Origin of the sequence: Mesoplasma coleopterae, from assembly GCF_002804245.1 — a bacterium.
Lineage (GTDB): Bacteria > Bacillota_I > Bacilli_A > Mycoplasmatales > Mycoplasmataceae > Mesoplasma > Mesoplasma coleopterae.
The window spans coordinates 47,127-71,758 of sequence record NZ_CP024968.1 but is presented as its reverse complement, the minus strand read 5'-3'; the positions used below and the strand labels follow the sequence as shown (position 1 = coordinate 71,758).

Annotated in this window: 20 protein-coding genes and 3 riboswitches; of the genes, 2 read left to right on the top strand and 18 right to left on the bottom strand. The window is 29.3% G+C overall.

Going from position 1 to position 24,632, the window contains the following annotated elements; genetic code table 4:
• Window position 1: 1 nt before the first annotated feature.
• From pta to metG, 8 genes are all read right to left on the bottom strand, one after another.
• Window positions 2–970 (bottom strand): phosphate acetyltransferase, encoded by a 969-nt coding sequence (pta, locus tag MCOLE_RS00265; protein WP_100670449.1) that lies wholly within the window; start codon window positions 968–970, stop codon window positions 2–4.
• Between the two features lies 1 nt (window position 971).
• Window positions 972–2,780 (bottom strand): dihydrolipoyl dehydrogenase, encoded by a 1,809-nt coding sequence (gene lpdA, locus MCOLE_RS00260; protein ID WP_100670447.1) that lies wholly within the window; start codon window positions 2,778–2,780, stop codon window positions 972–974.
• A 15-nt stretch (window positions 2,781–2,795) separates the two neighbouring features.
• Window positions 2,796–4,064, bottom strand: a complete 1,269-nt coding sequence (locus tag MCOLE_RS00255; protein WP_100670445.1) for a dihydrolipoamide acetyltransferase family protein — start codon at window positions 4,062–4,064, stop codon at window positions 2,796–2,798.
• 20 nt (window positions 4,065–4,084) lie between these two features.
• The gene (locus MCOLE_RS00250; protein ID WP_011182937.1) at window positions 4,085–5,074 is read right to left on the bottom strand and encodes an alpha-ketoacid dehydrogenase subunit beta; all 990 of its coding nucleotides are present in this window, start codon (window positions 5,072–5,074) and stop codon (window positions 4,085–4,087) included.
• Window positions 5,074–6,186, bottom strand: a complete 1,113-nt coding sequence (pdhA, locus tag MCOLE_RS00245; RefSeq protein ID WP_100670443.1) for a pyruvate dehydrogenase (acetyl-transferring) E1 component subunit alpha — start codon at window positions 6,184–6,186, stop codon at window positions 5,074–5,076. Before pdhA ends, MCOLE_RS00250 begins: the two co-directional genes overlap by 1 nt.
• 14 nt (window positions 6,187–6,200) lie before the next feature.
• Complete coding sequence (lplA, locus tag MCOLE_RS00240) at window positions 6,201–7,205, bottom strand: lipoate--protein ligase (RefSeq protein WP_100670441.1); 1,005 nt, start codon at window positions 7,203–7,205, stop codon at window positions 6,201–6,203.
• Between the two features lies 1 nt (window position 7,206).
• Entirely contained in the window at window positions 7,207–8,565 is a 1,359-nt protein-coding gene (locus tag MCOLE_RS00235) for an FAD-dependent oxidoreductase (RefSeq protein ID WP_100670439.1), read from the bottom strand.
• Between the two features lie 196 nt (window positions 8,566–8,761).
• Window positions 8,762–10,291 carry a methionine--tRNA ligase gene (gene metG / locus MCOLE_RS00230; protein WP_100670437.1) on the bottom strand — a complete coding sequence of 510 codons (1,530 nt, stop codon included), beginning with the start codon at window positions 10,289–10,291 and terminating at the stop codon, window positions 8,762–8,764.
• Window positions 10,292–10,389: 98 nt separating this feature from the next.
• A riboswitch (TPP riboswitch) is annotated at window positions 10,390–10,478 on the top strand.
• 29 nt (window positions 10,479–10,507) lie between these two features.
• Here metG and MCOLE_RS00225 point away from each other — a divergent pair.
• Window positions 10,508–11,176: an energy-coupled thiamine transporter ThiT gene (locus tag MCOLE_RS00225; protein WP_100670435.1), complete on the top strand. Its 669-nt coding sequence runs from the start codon at window positions 10,508–10,510 to the stop codon at window positions 11,174–11,176.
• A gap of 27 nt (window positions 11,177–11,203) precedes the next feature.
• On the opposite strand, the gene MCOLE_RS00220 is transcribed toward MCOLE_RS00225, so the two are convergent.
• The 5 genes from MCOLE_RS00220 to MCOLE_RS00200 all read right to left on the bottom strand — a co-directional run bounded on the left by MCOLE_RS00220 (window position 11,204) and on the right by MCOLE_RS00200 (window position 18,291).
• Complete coding sequence (locus MCOLE_RS00220) at window positions 11,204–12,670, bottom strand: NCS2 family permease (protein WP_100670433.1); 1,467 nt, start codon at window positions 12,668–12,670, stop codon at window positions 11,204–11,206.
• 8 nt (window positions 12,671–12,678) lie between these two features.
• Window positions 12,679–13,209: a phosphoribosyltransferase gene (locus tag MCOLE_RS00215; RefSeq protein ID WP_099650895.1), complete on the bottom strand. Its 531-nt coding sequence runs from the start codon at window positions 13,207–13,209 to the stop codon at window positions 12,679–12,681.
• 62 nt (window positions 13,210–13,271) lie between these two features.
• A riboswitch (purine riboswitch) is annotated at window positions 13,272–13,368 on the bottom strand.
• A gap of 54 nt (window positions 13,369–13,422) precedes the next feature.
• Window positions 13,423–14,874 carry a glycoside hydrolase family 1 protein gene (locus tag MCOLE_RS00210; RefSeq protein ID WP_100670431.1) on the bottom strand — a complete coding sequence of 484 codons (1,452 nt, stop codon included), beginning with the start codon at window positions 14,872–14,874 and terminating at the stop codon, window positions 13,423–13,425.
• A gap of 1 nt (window position 14,875) precedes the next feature.
• Complete coding sequence (locus MCOLE_RS00205) at window positions 14,876–17,452, bottom strand: glucose PTS transporter subunit IIA (protein WP_100670429.1); 2,577 nt, start codon at window positions 17,450–17,452, stop codon at window positions 14,876–14,878.
• A gap of 116 nt (window positions 17,453–17,568) precedes the next feature.
• Entirely contained in the window at window positions 17,569–18,291 is a 723-nt protein-coding gene (locus tag MCOLE_RS00200) for a hypothetical protein (protein WP_100670427.1), read from the bottom strand.
• A gap of 112 nt (window positions 18,292–18,403) precedes the next feature.
• On the opposite strand from MCOLE_RS00200, the gene MCOLE_RS00195 reads away from it, so the two are divergent.
• Complete coding sequence (locus MCOLE_RS00195; RefSeq protein ID WP_100670425.1) at window positions 18,404–19,123, top strand: glucosamine-6-phosphate deaminase; 720 nt, start codon at window positions 18,404–18,406, stop codon at window positions 19,121–19,123.
• Between the two features lie 42 nt (window positions 19,124–19,165).
• On the opposite strand, the gene lysS is transcribed toward MCOLE_RS00195, so the two are convergent.
• The 5 genes from lysS to MCOLE_RS00170 all read right to left on the bottom strand — a co-directional run bounded on the left by lysS (window position 19,166) and on the right by MCOLE_RS00170 (window position 24,628).
• Window positions 19,166–20,665, bottom strand: a complete 1,500-nt coding sequence (gene lysS / locus MCOLE_RS00190; protein WP_100670423.1) for a lysine--tRNA ligase — start codon at window positions 20,663–20,665, stop codon at window positions 19,166–19,168.
• 1 nt (window position 20,666) lies between these two features.
• On the bottom strand, window positions 20,667–21,644 hold the full coding sequence (gene dusB / locus MCOLE_RS00185) for a tRNA dihydrouridine synthase DusB (RefSeq protein WP_100670421.1): 978 nt from the start codon (window positions 21,642–21,644) through the stop codon (window positions 20,667–20,669).
• Between the two features lie 2 nt (window positions 21,645–21,646).
• Window positions 21,647–21,964 (bottom strand): DUF1904 family protein, encoded by a 318-nt coding sequence (locus MCOLE_RS00180; RefSeq protein WP_100670419.1) that lies wholly within the window; start codon window positions 21,962–21,964, stop codon window positions 21,647–21,649.
• 136 nt (window positions 21,965–22,100) lie between these two features.
• Window positions 22,101–22,162, bottom strand: a riboswitch (nucleoside riboswitch).
• Window positions 22,163–22,178: 16 nt separating this feature from the next.
• Complete coding sequence (locus tag MCOLE_RS00175; RefSeq protein ID WP_100670417.1) at window positions 22,179–23,315, bottom strand: ComEC/Rec2 family competence protein; 1,137 nt, start codon at window positions 23,313–23,315, stop codon at window positions 22,179–22,181.
• On the bottom strand, window positions 23,315–24,628 hold the full coding sequence (locus MCOLE_RS00170; RefSeq protein WP_100670415.1) for a carbohydrate ABC transporter permease: 1,314 nt from the start codon (window positions 24,626–24,628) through the stop codon (window positions 23,315–23,317). Before MCOLE_RS00170 ends, MCOLE_RS00175 begins: the two co-directional genes overlap by 1 nt.
• Window positions 24,629–24,632 lie beyond the last annotated feature (4 nt).

Sequence of the window (24,632 nt, the reverse complement as noted above, 5' to 3'; positions counted from 1 at the left end):
ATTACGCCTCCAATGCTTGATAAATTGTAATAATAGCTGTATTCATAATATCTGTTAATGTAGCTCCACGACTTAAATCATTAACTGGCTTATTGAATCCAAGGATGAATGGACCGATAGCTTCGTAGCCACCCATTCTTTGAGCAATTTTGTAACCTATATTTCCTGCGTTAATGTCAGGGAACACAAACACGTCAGGTGTTTGTTTAGTTAATTTACAATCTTTAAATTTTTTATCTCTTATTTCTTTATCTCAAGCCGCATCAAACTGAATTTCTCCAGCATAATTAAAATCAACTGTTTGAGAGTCTAATAATTCAACAGCTTCTTTAACACGAACTACGTCTTCACCAGCCCCTGATCCTGCTGTTGAGTAACTTAATAAAGCAACTTCAGGATTTTTAACATCAAATGATTGAGCAAATTTTGCTGTCATTTTTGATATGTCAGCCAATTGTTGACTTGTGGGTTTTAAATTTAATGCACAATCTGTAAAGAAGTAATTTTCTTCACCTTTGTTCATAATAAACACACTAGCTGCTAAAGCAACATTTGGTGAAGTTTTTATGATTTGCAATGCTGGCCTAATAGTATCAGCTGTTGTATATGTAATACCACATAGCATACAATCAGCTTTTTCCATTTTAACTAACATTGCACCAATATAGTTTGCTTGCCCCATTAATTTTGTGGCTTGTTCAAAATTAGTTTTGTCTTTTCTTAAATCCATAAATTTTTGGATTAAAGGTTCTTTATCCAATTCATCAATTGCAATAACTTCAATTTTTGAATCTAAAGTTGTTGGAATTGATTCAGTTTTTTGAAAAAGCATAATAACTTTTGAAATATTTTCTTTAACAAGTGTATTAGCTACTTCTTGAATTTTAGGTTCTTCACCTTCAGGTAATACAATAGTTTTTTTATGATCTGAATTTACTAGAATTTTTTTTATTTGTTCTACTGAATACATATTAAAGGTTTAATGATTTTCCTGATTCTAATGCTTCAGCTGCTTCACCAATTGCTTCACTCATTGTTGGGTGAGGATGGATCGCTCTTGCTAATTCTGTAATAGTTCCTTCACATTCAATTAATGTTGTGAATTCTGAGATCATGTCTGTTGCTCTATTTCCAATAATATGTGCACCTAATAAAGTTTTATATTTTGGTTCACAAATAATTTTTACAAATCCTGTTGTATCATCATCAGCTAATGCTTTACCAATTGCAGCAAATGGGAATTTGAAAGTTTTGTATTCAACACCTTCTGCTTTTAATTGTTGTTCTGTTTTTCCAATCATTGCAATTTCTGGGTGTGAATAAATACAACTTGGAATTTTTGAATAATCCATTTTAATATCTTCAGCACCTGGTTTATTTGCTTTTAATGCAATTCTATTTGCTGTAACAATACCTGCATGTGAAGCAACGTGTGCTAACATGATTTTACTTGTCACATCACCAATTGCATAAACACCATCCAAGTTTGTTTCACCATAATCATTTGCAATAATTGATTTACGTTCTGATAATTCAAGACCAATTCCATCAAATCCTTTAGTAACTGTTTTTCTTCCAATTGATTCTAAACAGTAATCTGATTTAACAGTTTGTTCTTTACCATCAATTTCAAATACAACTGACTTACCTTTAACTTCTTTAACTTTTGCATTAGTAAAGATTTCAATTTTGTATTTTTCTTTTAATGTTTTTGTCATTAATGCTGTAACATCTTGATCTAACATTGGAAGAATTTTTGGTGCTCCTTCAATAACTGTAACTTTTGTTCCTAAAGCTGCGAATAAACAACCAAATTCAATTCCAATAACCCCTCCACCAATAACAGTTAATGTTTTTGGTATTTTTGGTAATGAAAGAATTTTTGTTGAATCAATTAAGAAACCGCTGTCTCTTCCTTCTGCAAATCCTGGTAATGGTAATTCGTTTGGAACTGATCCACTAGCAATAATTAGATTATCACAGTGATATTTTTTACCATTTACAGAAATTGTATTTTTATCTAATGCTGATGCTTCACCAATAATTTGTTTTACACCATTTTTAGTTAGTAATACTTTAACTCCACCAGTTAATTTGTTAACAACACCATCTTTACGTTCAAGTGCTTTATCTCAGTTAATGCTTGGAGTATCTTTTGTTTTCATATCAATTCCTAAGTTTGCTGCTTTATGAACGATATCTTCAAAAACTTTAGCTGTTCTTAGTAATGATTTTGTTGGTATACACCCAACATTTAAACAAACACCACCATAGTATTGTTTTTCAATAATTAAAGTTTTTAACCCTAATTGAGCTGTTTTAATAGCTGAAACATAACCACCAATACCAGCTCCAACAACAATAACATCAAAGCTTTCTTCAATGTCTGTATGTTTAGTTGCAACTGGTGCAGGTGCAGCTTGCGCAGCAACTGATTGAGTTGGTGCTGGTCCTCTGCTTGGAATTAAATCATTAGATACAGGTGTTGAGCCTACAACACTTGCGTTTTCTTCTTCAGCAACAGGCGCTGCTTCAGTTGTAGCACTTCCATCATCAATTTCAATAACTACATCACCAACTTTAATTTCTTGTCCTTCAGAAATTAAAATGTTTGCAATCTTTCCACCAACAGGTGCTGGAATTTCAGAGTTAACTTTATCTGTTTCAACAAAAAATAAAGCATCTCCTTCTTTTATTTCTTGCCCTAATTTAACAAGAACTTCTGCTACTTTTCCTTCAGTAAGTCCTTCTCCAATATCAGCAAATTTTACTTTAAACATCTTGCTTCTCCTCTTTTACATTAATAGTAATGCTGGATTACTTAAATAATTTTCTATTTTCATTAAGAATCTTCCGGCATCTCCACCGTCAATAATTCTATGATCACATGTCATTGAGAATGGCATGATTCAACCTGCTTTAATTTCATCTTTTACAAAGATAGGTGTTTTTGTCATTGTACCTACTCCTAAAATAGCTGATTCAGGTGAATTAATAATTGGTGTTGCGTAATCTAAACCAACTGACCCAAAGTTTGAAACTGTAAAAGTTGCATCTTTCATTTCAGTCATAGCTAATTTACCGTCTCTAGCTTTTTTAGCTAATTCACCAATTTTGTTAGCAATTTCAAATACTGATAAGTGGTTAGCTCCTTTAATAACAGGAACCATTAATCCTTTTTCAGTATCAACTGCAATACCTATATTGATATTGTGTACTTGTAAGATTGCATTATTTTCTGCATCTATACGAACATTAATATTTGGCATTTCCTCTAATACTTTAGCAGCGGCTTTAACAATGAATGCTAAATAAGTCAATTTAATTCCTTTTGATTCACATCCATCTTTTAACATTGCGCGCATTTCATATGTTGGAGTAATATTAATATTTTTCATTCCTGTAAATGCTGCATTTTCTGAATGAGATTTAACCATTGCCTTAACAGTAGCTTTTCTTATTCCGTTCATTGGAATTGAATCTCATGATAATGGTGCATCAATTTCAACAGATTTCATAGCTGTTTTAGAAGCAGTACTTGCATTTGAAGCAGCAACTGGTGCTGAATCTAAGTCTGAAACTAAAATTCTTCCATGTGGACCTGTTCCTTTAATTGTTGATAAATCAATTTTTTTATCAGCTGCAATTTTTCTTGCTAATGGTGTTGCTTTAACTCCACTATTTGAAACTTCTGCAGTAGTATTTGTTGTTGCTCTTGAAGCAATAACATCATTTGAAACTGGTGTTGAACCAACAACTGAAGCATTTTCTTCAATTGGTTCATTTTTTGTTTTAACTTCAGCAACAGGTGTTGCTTCAGCTGCTCCAGATCCATCATCAATTTCAATAACTACATCACCAACTTTAATTTCTTGTCCTTCAGAAATTAAAATGTTTGCAATCTTTCCACCAACAGGTGCTGGAATTTCAGAGTTAACTTTATCTGTTTCAACAAAAAATAAAGCATCTCCTTCTTTTATTTCTTGCCCCATTTTAACAAGAACTTCTGCTACTTTTCCTTCAGTAAGCCCTTCTCCAATATCAGCAAATTTTACTTTAAACATATTATTCTAATTCCTCTCTACTAAAATTTGTAGTCAAGCACTTTTTTAATTGCTTCTACAACTTTCTGTGGGTTCACTTGGTGGAATCCTTCCCCTCTGTCATAAGGAATAACAACATCATATCCAGTACATCTTGCTAAAGGTGCTTTTAATGAGTCAAAACAATTTTCATTAACTGTTGCAATAATTTCTGCAGGTACACCAAATGATCTAACTGCTTCACTAACAACTAATAATCTTCCTGTTTTTTTAACTGATTCAATAACCATTTTTTTATCTCATGGTTGAATTGAACGTAAGTCAATTAATTCAATTGAGGCTGTTGGGTGAGTTGATTTAATCATTTCAACAGCTTTCATACAGTCAACTGTTTGTGCTCCATAAGTAACGATTGTTAAATCATTTCCTTCTTGAATTTTATAACCTTCACCAATTGGAACTGTATAGTATCCATCTGGTACTTCTTGTTTAAATGCACGGTATAACTTAGTTGGTTCTAAAACAATAACTGGATCTGGTGATTCAATTGCTGCTAGTAATAAACCCTTTGTGTCATATGGTGTTGAAGGCATAACTGTTTTAATACCTGGAATATGAGCAAAGATAGCTTCTAAAGCTTCTGAGTGGTGCTCTAAGGCTCTAATACCTCCACCCATTGGCATTCTAATAACCATAGGTGCTGTTCATTTACCACGACTTCTATTTCTCATACGTGAAATATTAGCAATAACGTTTTGTAATGCTGGTAATCCTAATCCTTGGAATTGTAATTCAACAACAGGTTTCATACCATTCATTGCCATTCCTAATCCAACACCTGCAAACATTGCTTCTGAAATTGGAGCATTAAAACTTCTTTCAATTCCATATTTTTGTTGTAGTCCTTGAGTAGCTCTGAAAACTCCACCTTCTAAACCAACGTCTTCACCAAAAACAATAACGTTTTTATCACGGTCCATTGCAACATCAAGTGCTTCAGTAACTGCTTTAATATTATTAATAACTGCCATTAGTGGTGTCCTCCGTCTTTAGTTTCTGGATATTTAGCAAAGAATTCTTTTGCTTCTGCTAATTGATCTTTTAAATCTTCTGTTAATTCTGCATATTGGTAGTTGAAAATATCTTCGATTGGGTAGTTTTTATTTTGTTCTACTCAAGCAAATTCAGCTGCAATATGTTTGTCTTGTTCTTCATTTAAAGCTGTTTGTTTTTCTTCACTTCAAATTCCTTTTGCTATCATATAAGCTTTTAATCTTATTAATGGTTCATAAGGAACTCTATCTTCAAATTCACCTTTTGGACGATATACATCTGGTGCATCTGATGAAGAGTGGGCTCCAAGTCTATATGTATCAAATTCAATTAATACTGGACCATTTCCGCTTCTTGCAAATTCAACAGCTTCTTTTGCAACTGCATAACTTGCTAAAAAGTCATTTCCATCAACTTTAATTGATGGCATTCCTGTTGCAATTGCTTTAACTGCAATATTTAATGATTTTGTTTGTTCAACAGTTGGGGTTGAAATAGCTCACTTATTGTTTTCACAAACGAACACAACTGGTAATTCATGTAGCTTAGCAAAGTTCATAGCTTCATAAGTTTCTCCTTCACTCATTCCACCGTCTCCAGTTGTAGTAACTGCAACACCTTTTTTACCTTGGTATTTTTCTGCAAAAGCAATACCTGTTGCTTGAGAGTATTGTGAACCAATGATAATGTTTGGTGGTAATGAATTAACACCTTCTGGTGCTTTTGCTCCAGCTTCATTTCCTGCTCAGTATAACATTATGTTTCTAACAGTTTGACCCATTGTTAATCATGCTGCATTGTTTCTATATCCTGAAACAAAAAAATCATTTTTTGGATCTATTACCATTGTATATGCAACCTCACAAGCTTCTTGTCCTGTTGAACTTAAGAAAGATAATAATCTTCCTTGTCTTTGCATTTTATTTTGGTAGTCATCTTGTCTTCTTGAAAGATTCATAATTGAATACGCTTTAATTAATTCTTCATCTGAAATAGATGGTGCTAATTTAGGATTGATGATTTTACCATCTTTATCCATTACGCGAACAACTTCATCTTTTTGCGGATCAAATTTTCCGATATATTTCATATATTTTTCCTTTCTTAATTGAATAATAAATTTAAAATATCTTCAGCTTCAAAGTTATCACCAAAAATTTCTTTTAATGAAAACTTATCTAAAATATTTTTTACTGCATGATAATCATAATCAGTTTTTATTAGTGCAAATTCTAGTGCTTCTGTACCTGTATAACCAAGAAAATCACCATAAATTTTAATGTTAGTAATTTTACCTTTATCAACATTTGTTTTTATTTCAATTAATCCTTTTGTTTCTAGATACTTTTTATTTGAAATTTCAAAATCTTCATTTTTAGCAAATGTTCATTCTCTTGAACAATATTTGTCATTGAACAATTCATTAATGCTTTCTTTTTCTGATTCAGTAAATTCTATTCATTTAACTTCTTCATTTTTAGTGTAGCTATTAATTACATTTTCTATAAAATCGTTTAATTCAATTTCTTTATTTTTTTCACCCATAATCGCTTTTATATTAGCAACTCTAGCTGGTTTTGATTTAACTTTTTGATGTTTAATTTTTTCTGGATCTACATTTAAATATTTTAAAATTCTTGGTAATTCAACATCAAACAATAATGTTCCGTGTTGAAGAATTTTAGTCATATTTTTTAATTGTGCATTTCCTGAAATTTTATATCCATCAATTTCAATGTCATTTCTTCCTGAGAAATTAGCATTTAAACCTTCACTTCTCAAATATTGAATGATTGGTTGTAATGCAATTTCAAAGTTAGATTGAGAGTTTTTGTCATTATTGACAATAAGTGAATAACAAACATTTCCCATGTCATGGAAAACTGTTCCTCCACCTGTATTTCTTCTTATAATTTTTACTTCATCTTTCATTGCTTCAGCAATGTTAATTTCAGCATAAGTATTTTGATTTCTACCAACAACAATTGTATTGCTATTTTGTCATATATACAAAATAGGGTCATTAGTTGAATATTGGTAAGTTAAATACTCTTCAACAGCTAAGTTATAAGCTGGATCATTTGATTTTGAAATAAATAGATTAATCATTTTATTTTTTAAAGTAGTTTAATCCTAAAACTTCTAAACCTGCTAATGTAACAAAGTTGTAAGGTTTATTGAAGTGAGGTAAGAAGAAAATATCAACTAATGGTAATTCATCAATAGTTAATTCTTTTTGAATTCCTAATGAAAGCATGTACATAATTTCTGTATGGTTGTTTTCACTAGCTACTTGAGCTCCAATAATTTTTCTTGTTTTTTTGTCTCATACTAATTTAATTCAAGCTTCTTTATAAGTTGACATAAATTCTGGACGATCTGAATCAGATAATAAAATTGCTTCATAATCTAATCCCATTTTTTTAGCACTTGTTTCACTTACACCAGCTGAAGCCATTTTGAATCCAAATACTTCAATACCATTTGCTCCTGTGAAACCTGGTGATGCTAATTTATTTCCATTAACAATATTTGCTGCTGCAAGAATACCAGTTCTAACTGCAGTTGTTGCTAATTGAATTGGCATTTCCATGTTTAATGCTTTATTGAAAACTGTTGAACAGTCACCAATTGCATAAATATCTGGGTTTGATGATTGACAGTATTCATTTGTTAAAATTGCTTTTCTGTCATTTAAATCAACAACACCTTCTAATTGTTTAGTTTGAGCAACTACTCCAACTGAGAATATTACATAATCAGTTGCGATTTCTTCTTTGTCAGTTACAACATGAGTAACTTTTCCATCAACACCTTTGAATTCTTTAACACCTTGTCCTAAAGCTAATTTAACTCCTGCTTTTTCCATTCTGTCTTCAACATGTTTTGTAAATTCAGCATCATAGTAAACTGGCATAATTCTGTCAGCAAAATCTACTAATGTAACTTCTTTACCATGTGCTACAAATGCATCAACTAATTCAACTCCAATATATCCAGCTCCTACAACAGTAACTTTTTTGATTGAATCATCTAAATTTGCTTGTTGTATTTTTTTAGCATGGTCATAGTTTTTACAAATTTGTACACCTTTTAAGTCTAATCCTGGGATTGGTGGTAATAAAGGTCATGTACCTGTTGCTACGATTACTTTATCGTAGTTATCTTCAAATGTTTCACCTGTTTCTAAATTTTTAATTAAAACAGTTTTTTTGTCAGCATCAATTGAAACTCATTCGTGTTTCATTTTTACATTGATTCCTTCTGATTCTAAAATTTCTGGTGTTGCATAAAATAATCCATTAGGATCTTTAACTTCACCTTTAACCCATAATGCAATTCCACATCCTAAAAATGAAATAACATCATTTCTATCATACGTAGTAACTTCGATTTCTGGGTTAAGTCTTTTTAATGTTCTAACAGCAGTTGTACCTGCATGATTAGTACCTAAAACAATAACTTTCATATTTATAACTCCTCTTACTAGTTTTTTAAAATTGGAATAAATATCCAATATGTGTTGTAAATTTTTACAATTTTGGAAAATTTTTCAAAAATAACATAAAAAAATAAAAAATATTCCTATTAATATTATACTCTCATTGTCTATAAAGGGAATAGCTGAATTAATTTAAGTAATAAAAAAATGACTTTTAAAGTCATTAATTCACTCTTTTGAAAATTATTTTTTTATCTCCTAGTTTTTTAAATACTATTTCATTTCAATTAATTATTTTTTCAAATGATAACTCAAAATCTTTTAATCCTATTTGTTCAATCATATCTTCGTAGTTTTCAACTAAAATTGGTTTTAGTAAATAAGTCATGATTGTTATATTACGTTGTAATGTTGCCATAACATTTTTTAGTTCTGAAAAGTTTTCTTCTTTTGCTAAATTTCATGGTGTTTTCTCTTCAATATATTTATTACATGCGTTACCTAAGTCTAAAATATTTCTAATTGCATCACTAATTTTATATTCATCCATGTTTTTAATATATTGACTAACTGTTTGAATGCCTTTTTCTGTTAGTTCTTTATCATACTGAACATCTGTAGTGTCTACAAAACCATCAAAATATTTTGTAATCATCTGGTTAGTTCTTGATATTAAGTTACCGATGTTATTTGCTAAGTGTGCATTGAATGACTCAATAAACAACTCATCTGTAAAGTTACCGTCTTTTTCTGTGGGCAATTCATAACCTATATAAAATCTTAGCGCATCAGCCCCATAGTTATTTATCATTTCAATTGGGTCAATAACATTTCCCAATGATTTACTCATTTTTGTGTCTTTGCTTAAAATTCATCCGTGTCCTAACAAATGTGTTGGTTGACGTAGATCTAAAGATTTCAAAATTATTGGTCAATAAATTGAATGAAAGCGAATAATTTCTTTTCCTGCTAATTGTAAAATTTCAGTATTTTCATCTTCTCAAAATTTTTTAAAATTGGAGTCATCATTTTGTAAATATCCCAACGCTGTTATATAGTTTGTAAGTGCATCTAGTCAAACATAAGCAACATGTTTTGGATTTTCCTTAATTGGGATTCCTCATGAGAATGAAGTTCTAGTTACTGATAAGTCTTTAAGTTCTGGTTTAACAAATGAATTCAACATTTCATTTCTTCTATATGCTGGAATTAAAAATTCATTAGCTAAAACTTCATTTTCCATAAAATCTTGAAATAATGATGTTTTTAAAAAATAAGTTTCTTCTTTAACTAATTCTAGTTTTGTATTAGAAATTTTGCACATATTATTTTCATCAATTTGATCAGCGTTTAAAAACTCTTCACAACTTACACAGTAAAGTCCTTCATAATTTCCTTCATAAATGAAACCTTTTTCTAATAACATTGTGAAAATTTTTTGAACTGTTTCTTCATGATAAGAATCTGTTGTTCTAATGAATTTTGTGTAATCTATTTTTAAGGCTTTTCAAAGTGTTTTAAAACTTTCAACTTTTTCTTCAAGATATTCCATTGGAGAAAGTCCAGCTTCATTTGCTTTTTGTTCTATTTTTTGACCATGTTCATCACTTCCTGTTAAGAAAAATGTCTCAAAACCTTGCATATCCTTATATCTTTTTAAAATATCTGCAAGAGTTGTTGTATAAGCATGCCCAATATGTAAGTTACCACTTGGGTAGTATATTGGGGTTGTTACATAAAATTTTTTAGGCATATATGATACCTCTTTCTATAATCTAATTAAATATAATTTTACCAAAAAGAAAGTTAAATAAAATTGGTTTTTTCATATTTAAATGCTACTATTAAAGTGTAAGAAGGCAGAGGTAGCGAAAGCTTGAGAAATACTCTTAGAACCTGATCTAGTTAATACTAGCGTAGGAAGTCCTAAAATATTTTTTCTGTCTTTTTATGTAGGAGGTTCTTTTACATGAAAAGATATTTTTATTTGAAAGTTAAAAAGATTAATACTAAAGACATTGTTGTAATGGGATTAATGCTATCTTTATACTTAATCTTGAATTTAATGACAGCATATTCATTTAGTCAGTTTTATTTATCGTTAAACATAAAATTAATTCCTATATTTGTTTTAGCAACATATACTGACTGACTAAGAACATTAATTGTTGCAATACTTGGAGGGATCATTGGTTTCTTTCTTCCAACAAATGCAGATGCAGGTATACCTTTAGCATATGTATTTGATTATTGAATACCATTACTTTTGGTAGCGATTTGTAGTATATTTTTACCAAGAAATTTTAGAAACAAAAAAGAGAAAGTTTCTAAAAACAAAAAACTATTAATGTCTAAAAGAGAAAAAAATAAATTGTGATTTGAAGAAAAAAAAGATTGATTTAAATGAATGGGTATTTGAATTATTGTTATTTCAATTTATGCTTTCTTAGGTTTTTGATCAAAAACATTTGCAGGTGTTTTATTTTACTCTGCTGGTGCTGTTGAAAAAAATCAAAATGTTTGAATATTTTCAATGAGTGTAAACAGTGTCAATTCAGTTTTTGATTGGGCCATTTATTTAGCAACAATACCTGTTGTTTGTTATACTATTTATCCTGTTGCTAAAAATATTTACTAAATATAAAAAAACAGCTGTGCTGTTTTTTTATTGTATAAAAGCTGTTGCTACAAAATAAAGTATAAATAACACATCTAGCGCTCAAATTACAGGTTTTACTTCTTTTGTTTTTCCAACTCCAATAGATGTGACTGTATATGCTATTATTCCAACGGCAATACCATTTGCTATATTGTAAGTTATAACCATAAACAAAATACTAAAGAACGCTGATACTCCAATTTCTGGTTTTTTTCATTCTATTTCAGTAATTGATGAAATCATTATTGTTCCAATAAATGCTGTCGCTGCTCCTGAAATACAGTTTGGCATCATTTTAAAAAGTGGAAATAGCGGAATACTTAGTAAAAATAATAAACCTGTTATTATGTTTGCAAATCCTGTTCTTGCACCTTGTGAAATACCAACACAACTTTCACTGTAGCAAGCCATATGAGAAACTCCTAAAGCTGATCCAACAATTGTTGCACCTGCATCAATAATTAATGCTTTTTGAGGTATTTGTTTTTCTTCTCCAAGTGTTTTATTTAATTCAATGTTGATTGATGTCAAAGTACCTGTTGCATCAAAGAAATTTAAAATAACTAAAACAAAAATTGAAACATACATAGTTGGCTTATTTCAAATTTCAGAATTTCCTATTTCTGCTAATGAATTTTTAATGTTTGAAGCAAATCCATTAAATAAGTTCCCAAAGTTTCATTCACTTCCTGATCATTTAGCATTTCCTAGTGAGTGTTTTATTGCTTCATTATCAACTGTATTTGCTAAAATTAATGCAACAATGAATCCACCAACCATCATTATAGCAACTGGCGCAAAGAATTTTTTATAAAACAATATAATTGAACCAAATAAAACAATTGAACCAATTATCATACCAGGATAATTTAATTTAAAATTTGATAAATCTGCAATTGGTAAATTTGAGTCTGTTTTTGAAACAAAACCTATGTTTGATATACCAACATAAGCTATAAAGAAACCAATTGATACACCAATAATTAAATGAAGTGAATGCGGTAGAGCATTGATCATTAATGCTCTTAATTTTGTTATAGATATAATACAAAAAATAATCGATGAAATCATAGCGGCAACTAATGCACCTTCATATCCTATTTTTCCTGTTTTAGCTATATTAAAAGCAAAAAGTGCATTTAATCCCATGCTTGGTGCTAATGCAATAGGAACGTTTGCACTCATACCCATAACAATAGTTGCAATAGCTGCAACTAGAGCTGTTGCCAAGAAAACGCCGTTACTATCCATTGTCCCATTTCCAGTAATACTTGGTGCACTTCCTAATATTGCTGGTTCTACTGATAAAATGTACATCATTGAAAGGAATGTACTTATTCCACCAATAATCTCTTTTTTAAATGTTGTATTTAAATTACTAAAGTTAAAATATTTAGCAATTGAATTTGTTGATTTTAAATAATTAAGTTTTTTATCTTTAACTTTAAAATTATCAATTTTTGATTTTTTCATTTTAAAACCTATTCTTCCTCTAAAGTATAAATTTCTGGAAGTTGTCTATAAAGATCATCAATTTCAAATCCATAACCTAAAACATATATGTTTGGAACTTCAAATAAAGTTCTATATTCATATTTAAAGTTCTTATGATTACTTTTCTTTGAAGCTAAAGTCAGTATTTCTAAAGATTTTGGTTTCAAAGAAAATATATACTCATATACTTTTTCCAAAGTTAATCCTGAATCAATAATATCCTCAACAATTAAAACATGTTGATCTTCAATAATTGGTTTTGTTATTTTTTTATGAAACACCAATTCTTTATTTGATTTAGTTCCTGAATAACTAGAAACAGTTATTGTATCCATTTTTATTGGCATATTTAGCGTTCTTGCAAAATCGGCAAAAAAGAATACAGAGCCATTCATGATTGTTACTAAAGAAAGTGTTTTCCCTTTGTACTTTTCATTATAAAAAGCGCCGTATTCTGCAATTTTATTTGCAATTTCCTCTTTAGAAATTAATAATTTCAAATTATGTTTAAATTCCATTATAAACCCCTTCGATAAATTTACCTAGGTGTAATTAACAGAATTGGGATGAAAGATCCAAGTAAGTTTAAACAGTAACTTATAGAGACTAAATAGGTTTAGCCGTAGATACGCCAATCCATTATATTGGCTTATACAAATACTGTTAATTACATGAATTAATTATATAGCATTTAGAAAAAATAAAACTTTCTTTCGAAAGTTTTTTTATTTTTATAATTCTTTTGTTTTCATAAAGTTTTTAAATCACTCAAATGATTTCTTTTTAAATCTATTTCCAGTTCCTTTATGATAATCATCATAATCAACAAATATTAATCCATATCTTTTTGACATCTCATTTGTTGATAAACTCACAACATCAATTGGAGTTCACATTGTGTAACCAAATACATCTACTCCATCTTTAATAGCTTCATTCATTTGCTCAAAATGTTTTGATAAGTATTCAATTCTGTAATCATCTTCAACTGTGTTATTTTCGTTTAAGGTTTCTACCACACCTATTCCATTTTCTGAAATAAATAAAGGTAATTGGTATCTATCTCATAATTCATTTAATGTTATTCTTAAACCAATAGGATCAATTTGTCATCCTCATTCAGTTGCTTTTAAGAATGGATTTTTTCCACCCAACATTAAATTACCACCTGCTGCATCTTTTAATTCTTTTGAAATTGTTGATGTCATGTAGTAACTAAATGTAATATATTGAATATTATTATTTTTAATTACTTCCATTTCTTCAGGGGTTGTTTCAAATTTAATATTATTTTCTTTGAAATATCTTTTTGAATATGATGGATAATCTCCTTTTACCATTACATCATAGTAGAAGTATCTTTGCATTTGTTGAGTAGCTAAATTTTCTCAAATATTTACAGGGTTACAGTCTGATGAGTATGTTGTCATGTTAGCAACCATGCACCCCATTTTAATATTGCTTGAAATTGTTTTAGCTATTTCAATAACTTTTGCTTGTGCGTAAAATTGATTATGTAATCCTTGTCATGATGCATTTACATAGTCTTCTTCACTACTAAAGTCTTCTCTAAAAATACCTAAACCTGTTGTTGGAGCTAATGTAGCTACATTGATTTCATTAAATGGTAATCAATATTTAACTAAGTCTTTGTATTCTTTCATAATAACTGTTGCAAATTTGATATACAAATCAATAACTTTTTTGTTTGATCAACCACCATATTTTTTTGTTATTGGGTATGGAACATCGTAATGTTGAATAGTTAACATTACTTCCATTCCATTTTTTTTGCATTCTTCAAAAACATCTTTATAAAATTTAATACCCGCAGCATTTGGTTCTGCTTCATCACCATTAGGGAAAATTCTTGATCAAGCAATTGACATTCTATAAATGTTCATTCCTGCCTCTTTGAATAAAGCTATGTCTTCTTTATATCTGTGATAAAAGTCAATACCTATTCTTTTTGGGTAATGTAAGTTATCTTTATTATCAATTGATTTTTCATAATCAGATCTTGTATATTTATTTAATTCATCTACGCTTTTTCTATCTAGATTTGGATTGAACGGTCTCATTTCTGCAATTGTTAATGATTTACCTTCCGCATCAAATGCTCCTTCAACTTGAGAAGCTGAAGTTGCACCTCCTCATAAAAAATCTTTTTTTTCAAATTTCATATTACACCTCTTTATTTTTTAATTTTGTTTTAAATTCTTTTGGCATTTTATAAACAACTTTATCTTGTAAACCATATCCAATTTCAACACTGTTTAAGGCATTTGAATAAAGTTTTGAATAATTAGCCAATTCAGAAACTGTTTCTTGTTTTTGAATATAATCAATATATTTTTGAATAGTTAATTCATTTTGTTTTTTAGCTTTTTCATAAGTTAAGACTAATTCAGCATTTTCTTTAACGTAATTTTCTCTTTCGTTAGTTATTTTTTGTTTTTCTTGTTCTAAACTATAAGAATTAAATTCAGCAATTGCTTTTTTAATTAGATCTGCATCTTGTTTTTTAGCTTTTTTAAATTTATTGACTTTATTAAATAATTTAGTTTTATGTTTTTCTTCTTTTTCTTCTAGTGATATTAATGAAGCTTCAAATTTTGAAATATTTTGAATATATTTTTCATATTTTGAATATGTTTCTTTGTTTTCTTTAAACATTTCTGTAATTGCTAAAAGTTTTTCATTTATTTCTTTTTTATCTTTTTCTGATAATTTTGTATTTTTTAAAATTGAATCAATTTTTTTATTTAGTTTTTGTGAATATTTTAATTCATTTACTTTTTGCGAATATGTCAAGAACATAAGTCCTAAAGCGATTGCAGCTGTTATAACAAAGATTAGTGCAAGCAATAATTGGTTTGTTAATCCATCAACACCAAGAATATACAAGAATCCTTGTGCTGCACCGGGATTAAGTTGAGCAATACCAATAATACCTGAAATTGTTCCACCCACAAAAGCAGCAACACAACCCACTAAAAAAGGTTTTAGTTTAGGCAAGTTAGTTGAATAAATAATTGGTTCTGTAATACCAAATACTCCTCCTGGTATAGATCCTAATGCTACTCTTCTTTCCATCGGATTTTTAGTAAGCATAGCGACTCCTAAACAAGCTCCTACTTGACCAAATACGGCGATAGTTGCAGCCGGTAAGAATATACTTGGTTCTTGCGAGGTCATTAATGGAATTAACAATGTCATGTAAACTCCTACGTGCACCCCTGTTAAAACAAGTGGCTGTCATATCATTGCAAATAAACCTACACCTATTCCAAGTGGAATGTATCCCAGTCCTTTAACAACATATGTCATACCAAATTCAACTAATGATAAGGCAGGTCCAATTATAAATAAAACTGGAACAACTGTTAGAACAACAACTATGGCTGCTCTAAACACAATATCAATTGCTGATGGCATTCATTTTTTTACTCAAATATCAATATAAACAGCCATGATACCCGCTGCTAGATAAGGTAGTACACTACCTTCATAAGATTTAATAACAATTGGATAATTTGAAATTGAGAATAAGTATCATCCTCTAGACCCAAATTGCGCATCCATTATAAATTTACCAAACTCATAATTTGATGGTTCAGTTATAGCATTTGATTCAGCACCTGTTCCCATAAAAAATCTAGATGCTAATATCAGACCTATTAACATACCATATAATGGGTCTCCACCAAAATATTTTGTTGTATTATAACAAAAGAATATACCAATTAGTAAAATCCCTGTTTTAGATAATACATATAATATTAATGACAGCATATCTGCTTCAATTGTTTTATCTCCACTACCTAGATCTACTGTTACACCAATAGTATTCAGTATTGAATAAATTGCGGCGATTATACCTGCGCTCATCAATATAGGAATATTTGGTGCCATAATACCCGCAATAGCAGCAAATATTTTTTGTGAGAAAGTTGAAGGTGCAACTTCTTCAGTACCTTCTGATGGTGTTTCAATTTGAATATTGTCAAGTTTTAAAATTTCATCTTTAACTTTGTAACATTCACCACCGATAATAACTTGTAATTCTGAGCCATTTCAGTTGATTCCTTTTACAATAGAATTTTTTTCTATTTGAGTTGAATCAACAAGATCCTTATTTTTAATTTTGAATCTAAGTCTTGTCATACAGTTATAAACTTCAGAAAAGTTTTGTCTACCACCAACTAGTTCAATGAACTCTTTGGCTGTTTTTGTATATTTACTTTCAAACTTAATAACGTCTTCACTTTCATTATCGATTTGAGCTTTTTCCTTTTTGTCAGATGTTACCTCAAAAACACAAATCAATTCGCCTTTTTTATAAGTTCCTTCTTTAAAATTTTTAATTTTTAATTTTTTATCTGCACTTGTAAAAATTATAGGTGTCTCTGTTGAAAGGTTATTTTCTCTAACTAATTTTAAATTAACTGAAAAAATTTGATCGCCTAATTTTACAGGCATATTTTGTTGTAAATTAGTTTTGAACGGTTTTCCATTTAAATTAACAGTGTCTATTCCACAGTGAATTAAAAACTCACAACCTTGAACTTCAAAACCATATGCATGTTTTGTCTCGAAAATCATTGTACATGTTGCATTTTCAAATGGAGATGCGAAAACATTATTCTTGGGTTCAATAACGATTCCGTCACCTAACATTTTTCCTGCAAAAGTTGGATCACTGCATTTTTGCATAGATTTAACTTCACAATTTACGGGAGCATATATTTTTATTTCCATATTTTTATTTCCTTTCAATAATATTTTCCAATTTGTTGGTCTATTTTGGAGAAAGCAAAAAAAAAAAAAAAAACAAGTCTTACTTTCTGTAAAGTACTTGCCTATATTAATATTCATTATAATACCAATTTATTTGCTATTTCATGGCACATCATCATAACAGATAAATTTCTATTAATAAAAGAATGGTCTTGACTAAATTGTATCTTTTCACACTCAAACTTAACTTTATTCTTTTGTTTTTCACTAATAACCAAAAAGTTTTTTGTTTGCTTTTTATTTTTATTTATTTCTTCCAAAAATATTTCTAAAGTTTCGTTATCTCTTCCTGAAAAAAATATAATGTTAACAGATGGCTTTGAAATTTTTGTGTTAGCAAACAAAACATTTTGATAAAGTATTTTAGAGTCTATGTCAAATGACAGTAGTAATTTATTCAATAAGCTAACAGACTCTTCAAGCTGATAAGAGCAAAAAATATTAACTTGTACATTCTTTACTTTAATTGCTTTGCATAACTGATCAATAAATTTATCATGCAATGATATCCATTCTATTAAGGTAGAAAAATTCTTATTTTTTTTAGTTATCTTTTTTGCAAAAAAAGAATCATGATCTTCTTTTAAAATGAATATCATTTCTCTATATCCAGAAAACCCCAAGTATTTACTAAACTTTGTGACAGTCGATTCACTCACAAAACATTCTTTAGCTAATTCCTTTGATTTTTTAAAATTTCCATTTCTGATTGATGCTAATAAACTTACTGACATATTTTTATAAGCTGAATCAACATAACCCTTTGATAAATACTCTAATTTTTCGTAAAAATTTTCCATAATACTCCTTGAAAATAAATTTTAGATTAGTAAAGTTGTTTACTTAAAAAATGTTTTTTACACATTTCATTAAATTAAAACTTATATTAATTATATACAAAGAGGTAAACATATGAAAATATTAAAAACAAAAGATTATGAACGAATGACTGAAAAAACAATTGAAGTTTTCATCGATATACTTGAAAAAAACAAGCATAAAGAGCGAATAAATGTTTCAGTTACTGGGGGTAATAGTCCAAAGCTATTCTACGCAAAAATAGTAAGTATTTTAAATGAGCTTACATATTTAGATAAAATACATTTCTATAACTTTGACGAAGTACCTTTCAGAAATGATCTTTCAACAGGTATTACAAGTAAAGATTTGGAAGAACTGCTTTTCAGTAAAGCAAAAATCAAACAAGAAAATATTCATAGATTAAATGTTCTAAATTATAAAGAACATATGGATAAATTATATAAAGATGGTGGTCTAGACTTAGTTCTTTTAGGAATTGGGATAGATGGTCATTTCTGTGGAAATATGTCTGGTGTTACAAAATTTGGTGACAAAACAAGACTTATAAATAATTCTGATTTAGAAGGCAATATTAGTGTTCCAAAATTGGATATGAACTTATTTCATGATCAGTTTGTAACAATGGGCCCTAGAGATATTATGGCTGCTAGAAATATAATCATGATTGCAAACGGAAAAGGAAAAGCTGAGGTTATTGATCAAATTGTTAATGGTCCAGTTATTGAAAAAGTTCCTTCAACAATTTTAACACTGCATCCATTCTTTACTCTTATTCTAGACGAAGAAGCAAACAGCATTGCAAAAGCATAAAGAAAACAAACCAATTAAGGTTTGTTTTATTTTTCAAAAATATTAATCTCTTGGTTTTAACTGCGGGAATAATAATACATCTTTAATTGATTCAGAATTTGTTAATAACATTACAAGTCTATCAATTCCAAATCCAATACCTGCAGTTGGTGGCATTGCATGTTCTAATGCTTCAATAAAGTCAATGTCCATTTCAGTTGCTTCATCATTTCCTGCTGCAGCTTCTTTAATTTGTTCATTAAATCTTTCATATTGATCAATTGGATCATTTAATTCACTAAATGCATTTGCATATTCTCTTCCGACAATAAACAACTCAAAACGATCAGTAAATCTTGAATCTTCAGCGTTTGATTTAGATAAAGGTGATATTTCTTTTGGATGTCCATAAACAAAAGTTGGTTCAATAATTGTAGCCTCAACAAATTCTTCATAGAATAAATTAATAATATGCCCAACTGTATAATTGTGTTTTTCAACGTGTACATTATGTTTTTTAGCTAATTCTAAAGCTTCTTCAACAGTCATTTCTTTTCAGAAATCTACTCCTGTCACTTGTTTAATTCCATCAACCATATGTAAGCGTTTAAATGGTTTTGATAAATCCAATTTATGCCCGCCATATTCTATAACTGATGATTCGTTAACAACAGCATTACATTTTCTGAACACTTCTTCAGTTAAGTCCATTAAGAAGAACATATCTTCATAGGCAACATATAATTCTAAAGATGTAAATTCTGGATTGTGTCTTGTGCTCATTCCTTCATTTCTGAATATTCTTCCTATTTCATAAACACCATCAAATCCACCTACAATTAATCTTTTTAAATGAAGTTCAGTTGCTATTCTTAAATATACATCAACATCAAGCGCGTTGTAATGTGTAATAAATGGTTTAGCAGCTGCCCCACCTTTTACGCTATGTAAAATAGGAGTTTCAACTTCCATGTATCCACGTTCATCAAGAATTTGTTGCATAGTTCTAATAATTTTGGTTCTTGCTTGGAATACTCTTTTTGATTCTGGGTTTGTAATTAAATCAACATATCTTCTTCTGTATTTTTCTTCAATGTCTTGAATACCAGCGTGTTTATCTGGTAAAGGTCTTAAAGCTTTTGATAATAAAGTATATTCTTTTGCTCTTAATGAAAGTTCACCATGGTTTGTTTTCATCATGATTCCTTTAAACCCGACAATATCTCCAAGATCTAGTTCTCTAAAATTAGCAAAAGCCTCTTCACCAATTTCGTCTTGCCTTACATAAACTTGAATATCTGAATCTTGATCTTTAATATTTAAGAATGCTGCTTTGTTACCAGCCTCACGATAAAGTTTAATTCTTCCTGCAATACTAATTTCTGGTTGTTCTAAAGTTGTTAACTCATCTTTTTCATAACCATTGTATAAATCAAGTAATTGTTTTAATGAATGTGTTCTTACATATTTACTTACTTCATAAGGGTTATTATTATTTTCAATTAATTTTTCAAGTTTGGCTCTACGAACTAATTCTTGTTCACTAAATTTTCTTTCTGACATTTTATACCTCTTTATACTTTTCTATGATATCTTCTAAATCGCTAAATGTGTTAATCTTATTTGCTTCTTCTTTTAACTGATTTAAAATTTCTGTTTTTGGCAATACTGCAAAATATCAAGTTAAATGTTTTCTGAATTCTCTAATTGCACTACCTTCGTCTTGCTTATAATCTATTAACATTTTAGCATGCTTCAATACTGTTTCTTTTCATTCTTCAAAACTTGGCTTAGCTAATTCTTCACCAGTTTCTAAATAATGAGCTATTTCTCTGAATATTCAAGGATTACCTTGACAACCTCTTGAAATCATAACTGCATCACAACCAGTTAAGTCTAGCATTGCTTTTGCACTCGGACCATCAATAACATCTCCATTACCAATAACTGGAATATTAACAGCTTCTTTAACCTCTTTAATTTTTTCTCAATCTGCGTGACCTGAATAAAACTCACTTCTAGTTCTTCCATGAACTGTTATTGCACTAGCACCAGCTTTTTCAATTAACTTTGACACTTCAACAGCATTTACACTTTCTTTGTCTCAACCCAATCTAATTTTTGCTGTAACTGGTTTTGATGTATTTTCAACAACCGCTTTAACAATATCATAAATTAATTCAGGAGTTTTTAATAAACTTGAACCACTAGCAGATCTAACAGCCACTTTTGGTGCTGGACAACCAATATTTAAATCAATAATGTCACAATCAACATTTTCATCAATTCACTTAGTTGCAACGATGAAAGATTCAACATCATTTCCAAAAATTTGCATACTCATTGGGTGTTCTTGTTTTTCAACAGCTAACATACTAAAAGTTTTTTTATTGTTGTGAGTCATTCCTTCAACCGAAACCATTTCAGCACATACTAAATTTGCACCTTTTTCTTTTGATATTAATCGGAATGGCGGGTTTGAAACACCTGCCATTGGTCCCTGAACTAATTTTCCTTTTATTTCAACATTTCCTATTTTCATTATTAACCCATTCTATTATTGTTTACATATAAATTTTTATTAATTTCTGTAAACTTAACAGAAACTGTTATTCCATCTCCACCAAAAAAATCAGTCAGATGTTTAACTAATGCTATTCTAGCTTCTTCTGGTCTTGCTAATCAATCAACTTCAACATAAACTCTCTTATTTGTATTTTCGGCCACATAAACATTGTTATTATTATTAATCATTAAAATAGCTTCTGGTTTAGCAACAATTAAATCTACAAGTTCATCAATCTTTTTTGCATACTGTTTTACTTGTTCTTCACTTGCTCCATTAAATTTTAAAATTGGCATAAAATCACTCTTTTCTTTTATTTATTTTAACAAATTATAAATACAACAACAAAGATTATTTATCATATTATAGTTAAACATACATTAAATAAAAAAGTTTCATTCTTATTTGAACGAAACTTTGTATTTTTTGTATTCTTATAGTCTTAAGATCGCTCTTAAGAAGGTGAGTAGCCCTTTATGCCACCCTGTATAAGTTACTAAACTAAATTTATTATTCTGCTATTTTGAATTCATTTGAAATATTTTCTTTATGCGCAAAGAAATCTCATTTGTTATCAGAAAATTTATATTCAAAAGTTGATTTTATATTTTCTTTATCAACTATATCAGGAAGTTCGTTTTGTAGTGTTTCTGCTAAAACTGAACCTGTTACATAAACATAGGGTTTTCTGTCTTTTCTAACACCATATGTTTTTAGAACATTTCCGATTGGTGTTTTAGAGTTAGTTACAGCTTGTCTTTCACCAGATCAATTTTCAAAACCATCTGTATTATCTGTAGCAGACACAATAACGTGTTCTGGTGCATGATCTTTATTTCCAATTAAAGGTGTTAGTTCAGTAGCACCATTTGTTGAACCGTGATGTGCTAACAAGTAAAAATCAACTGGTTGAGAAGAAACAGCCTTTAAGAATTTTTTATCACTCATAACTTTTGATGTATTTTCCATGTCTCCAGGTAATAAAAATGTTTTACCGTTTGCTTTAAATCTTAAAACCATACTATTGGCATTTGGATCATCTGTTGTATATAAGCTCTTAACAACTTTTTTTGAAGAATAGGCTGTTAAATTTTCAATTGTCCCGCCTAAAAATTCATATGTTTTTGAAAAACTTGTATCAACTATTGGCATTTGGCCTTTTGGTTGGTAACTACTAATTGCTCTTTCTAACCCAGCACTGTCTGTAGGAGCCACAACTGTTCCTACTTCAAATTCTTGAACAAGATATTTTAAAGCACTATAGTGATCAGAATGTTTATGAGAAATAAATATAGCATCAATAACTTTAACACCTGCTGTATTTTTCATAAAATTTGTAATTGCTTTTCCGTCTTTTTCACTAGCTGATACTCATCTTCCGTTGTTAAGGGCGAAAGTTTCAGGTGAATCTATTTCAAATGAATCACCTGAATTATTACCACCAATTCCAACTCCACAATCCATAACAACAGCATGTCCATCTTTTTCTAAGAAGGTAAAATTTCCACTTCCAATTGATAGAACATAATATGATACATTTCCTGTAATTTCTTTAATCTTTGTTCCACAAGAAACTGTAATAATTGATAAAAATCCTACTAAAGTTAATATAAAACTCAAGAATACTAAATTTATTTTTTTCTTCATTAACCTTTAGTGCCTCCAACACTTCTTTTTGTCAATCCATTAATAATTCATTTATTGAAAACAACAAACACAATAATCATTGGTAAAATTGCTAAAATTGATGCTGCCATTTTTACGTTGATTGGGTCAGCGATTGGGAATTCTTCTGATGTCATACCACTAACATTCATTAATGAGTAAAGTAACATAGGAATTGTTCTTCATTGACCAGATTGGTTATCAATAACTGTGATTGGTCATAAAACTGAGTTTCATGATTCAATAAATGAAATGATAAATGATGTTAATATTGTTGCACTAACTGCAGGTAAAGCGATTTTCATAAAGTATTGGAAACTTGATAATCCATCGACTTTAGCCGCTCTTTTTAAATCTCTATTTAATCCATAGAAAGCGTTGCTCATTAAATAAATGGTAAATACGTTTCCAATGAACGGAACAATTAATGCAAATAAAGTATCTCTTCATTGCATTTGAACTGCAATTCAGTATCTACCTAATAATAATGCTTCCCCTGGAACCATCATAATTGAGAACATTATAATCATGAATAATGAGTTAAATTTTGTTCTTCAGTTATAAATAGCAAATCCACCAATAACTGAAACTGATAATTGAACTAGTGTTGAAACCAGAGCAACAAACAGTGAGTTAAAGAAGAATCTTGAAAATGGAATTGATTCTCTACCACCTGAACTGTTTACATATGAGAACATGTCTTTATATGCTTGTAATGTTCAGTGTTTTGGTCAAAGAGATTCCATTACACCAGTATCAACTTCTGAATATGGTTTAAATGATGTTATTAACATTCAATAGAATGGGAATATCATAACAACTAACATGATTATTAATACAGTATAGTTTGAAACATTTGTTCCAATTCTTCTATATCAAACATCACCTGCCATTTTAATTGTTTTATCTTTTCTTCTGTTTACAGATCTAATATAAAACGCGTGTTTAAATTTAAATTGTTTTTTATTTCAGAACATAAATCATGAAAGACAAATTTTTAATCAAGCTCTTTTAAAGAAATTTGCTTCAATAATAATTTTAGCTTCCCTTTTTGTTATTTCTTCTTCTTGTAATTTTAAATCACTTTCATATTTTTCTTTTTTAGTTAATTTAATTGTATCAACTTCATGGTTTTTAACCTCTGAAATTTCATCTATAGCTACAACAGTACTTTTAACAACAGGTTCAGCCTGAATTAAAGTTTTTTCTTTAATTGAAGTTCTTCTGAGTGAATTCTTTTGCAATCATTCTTCAGTTCTAACTTTTTTACTTCATTCATTATTTCTTTTTTCCATACTG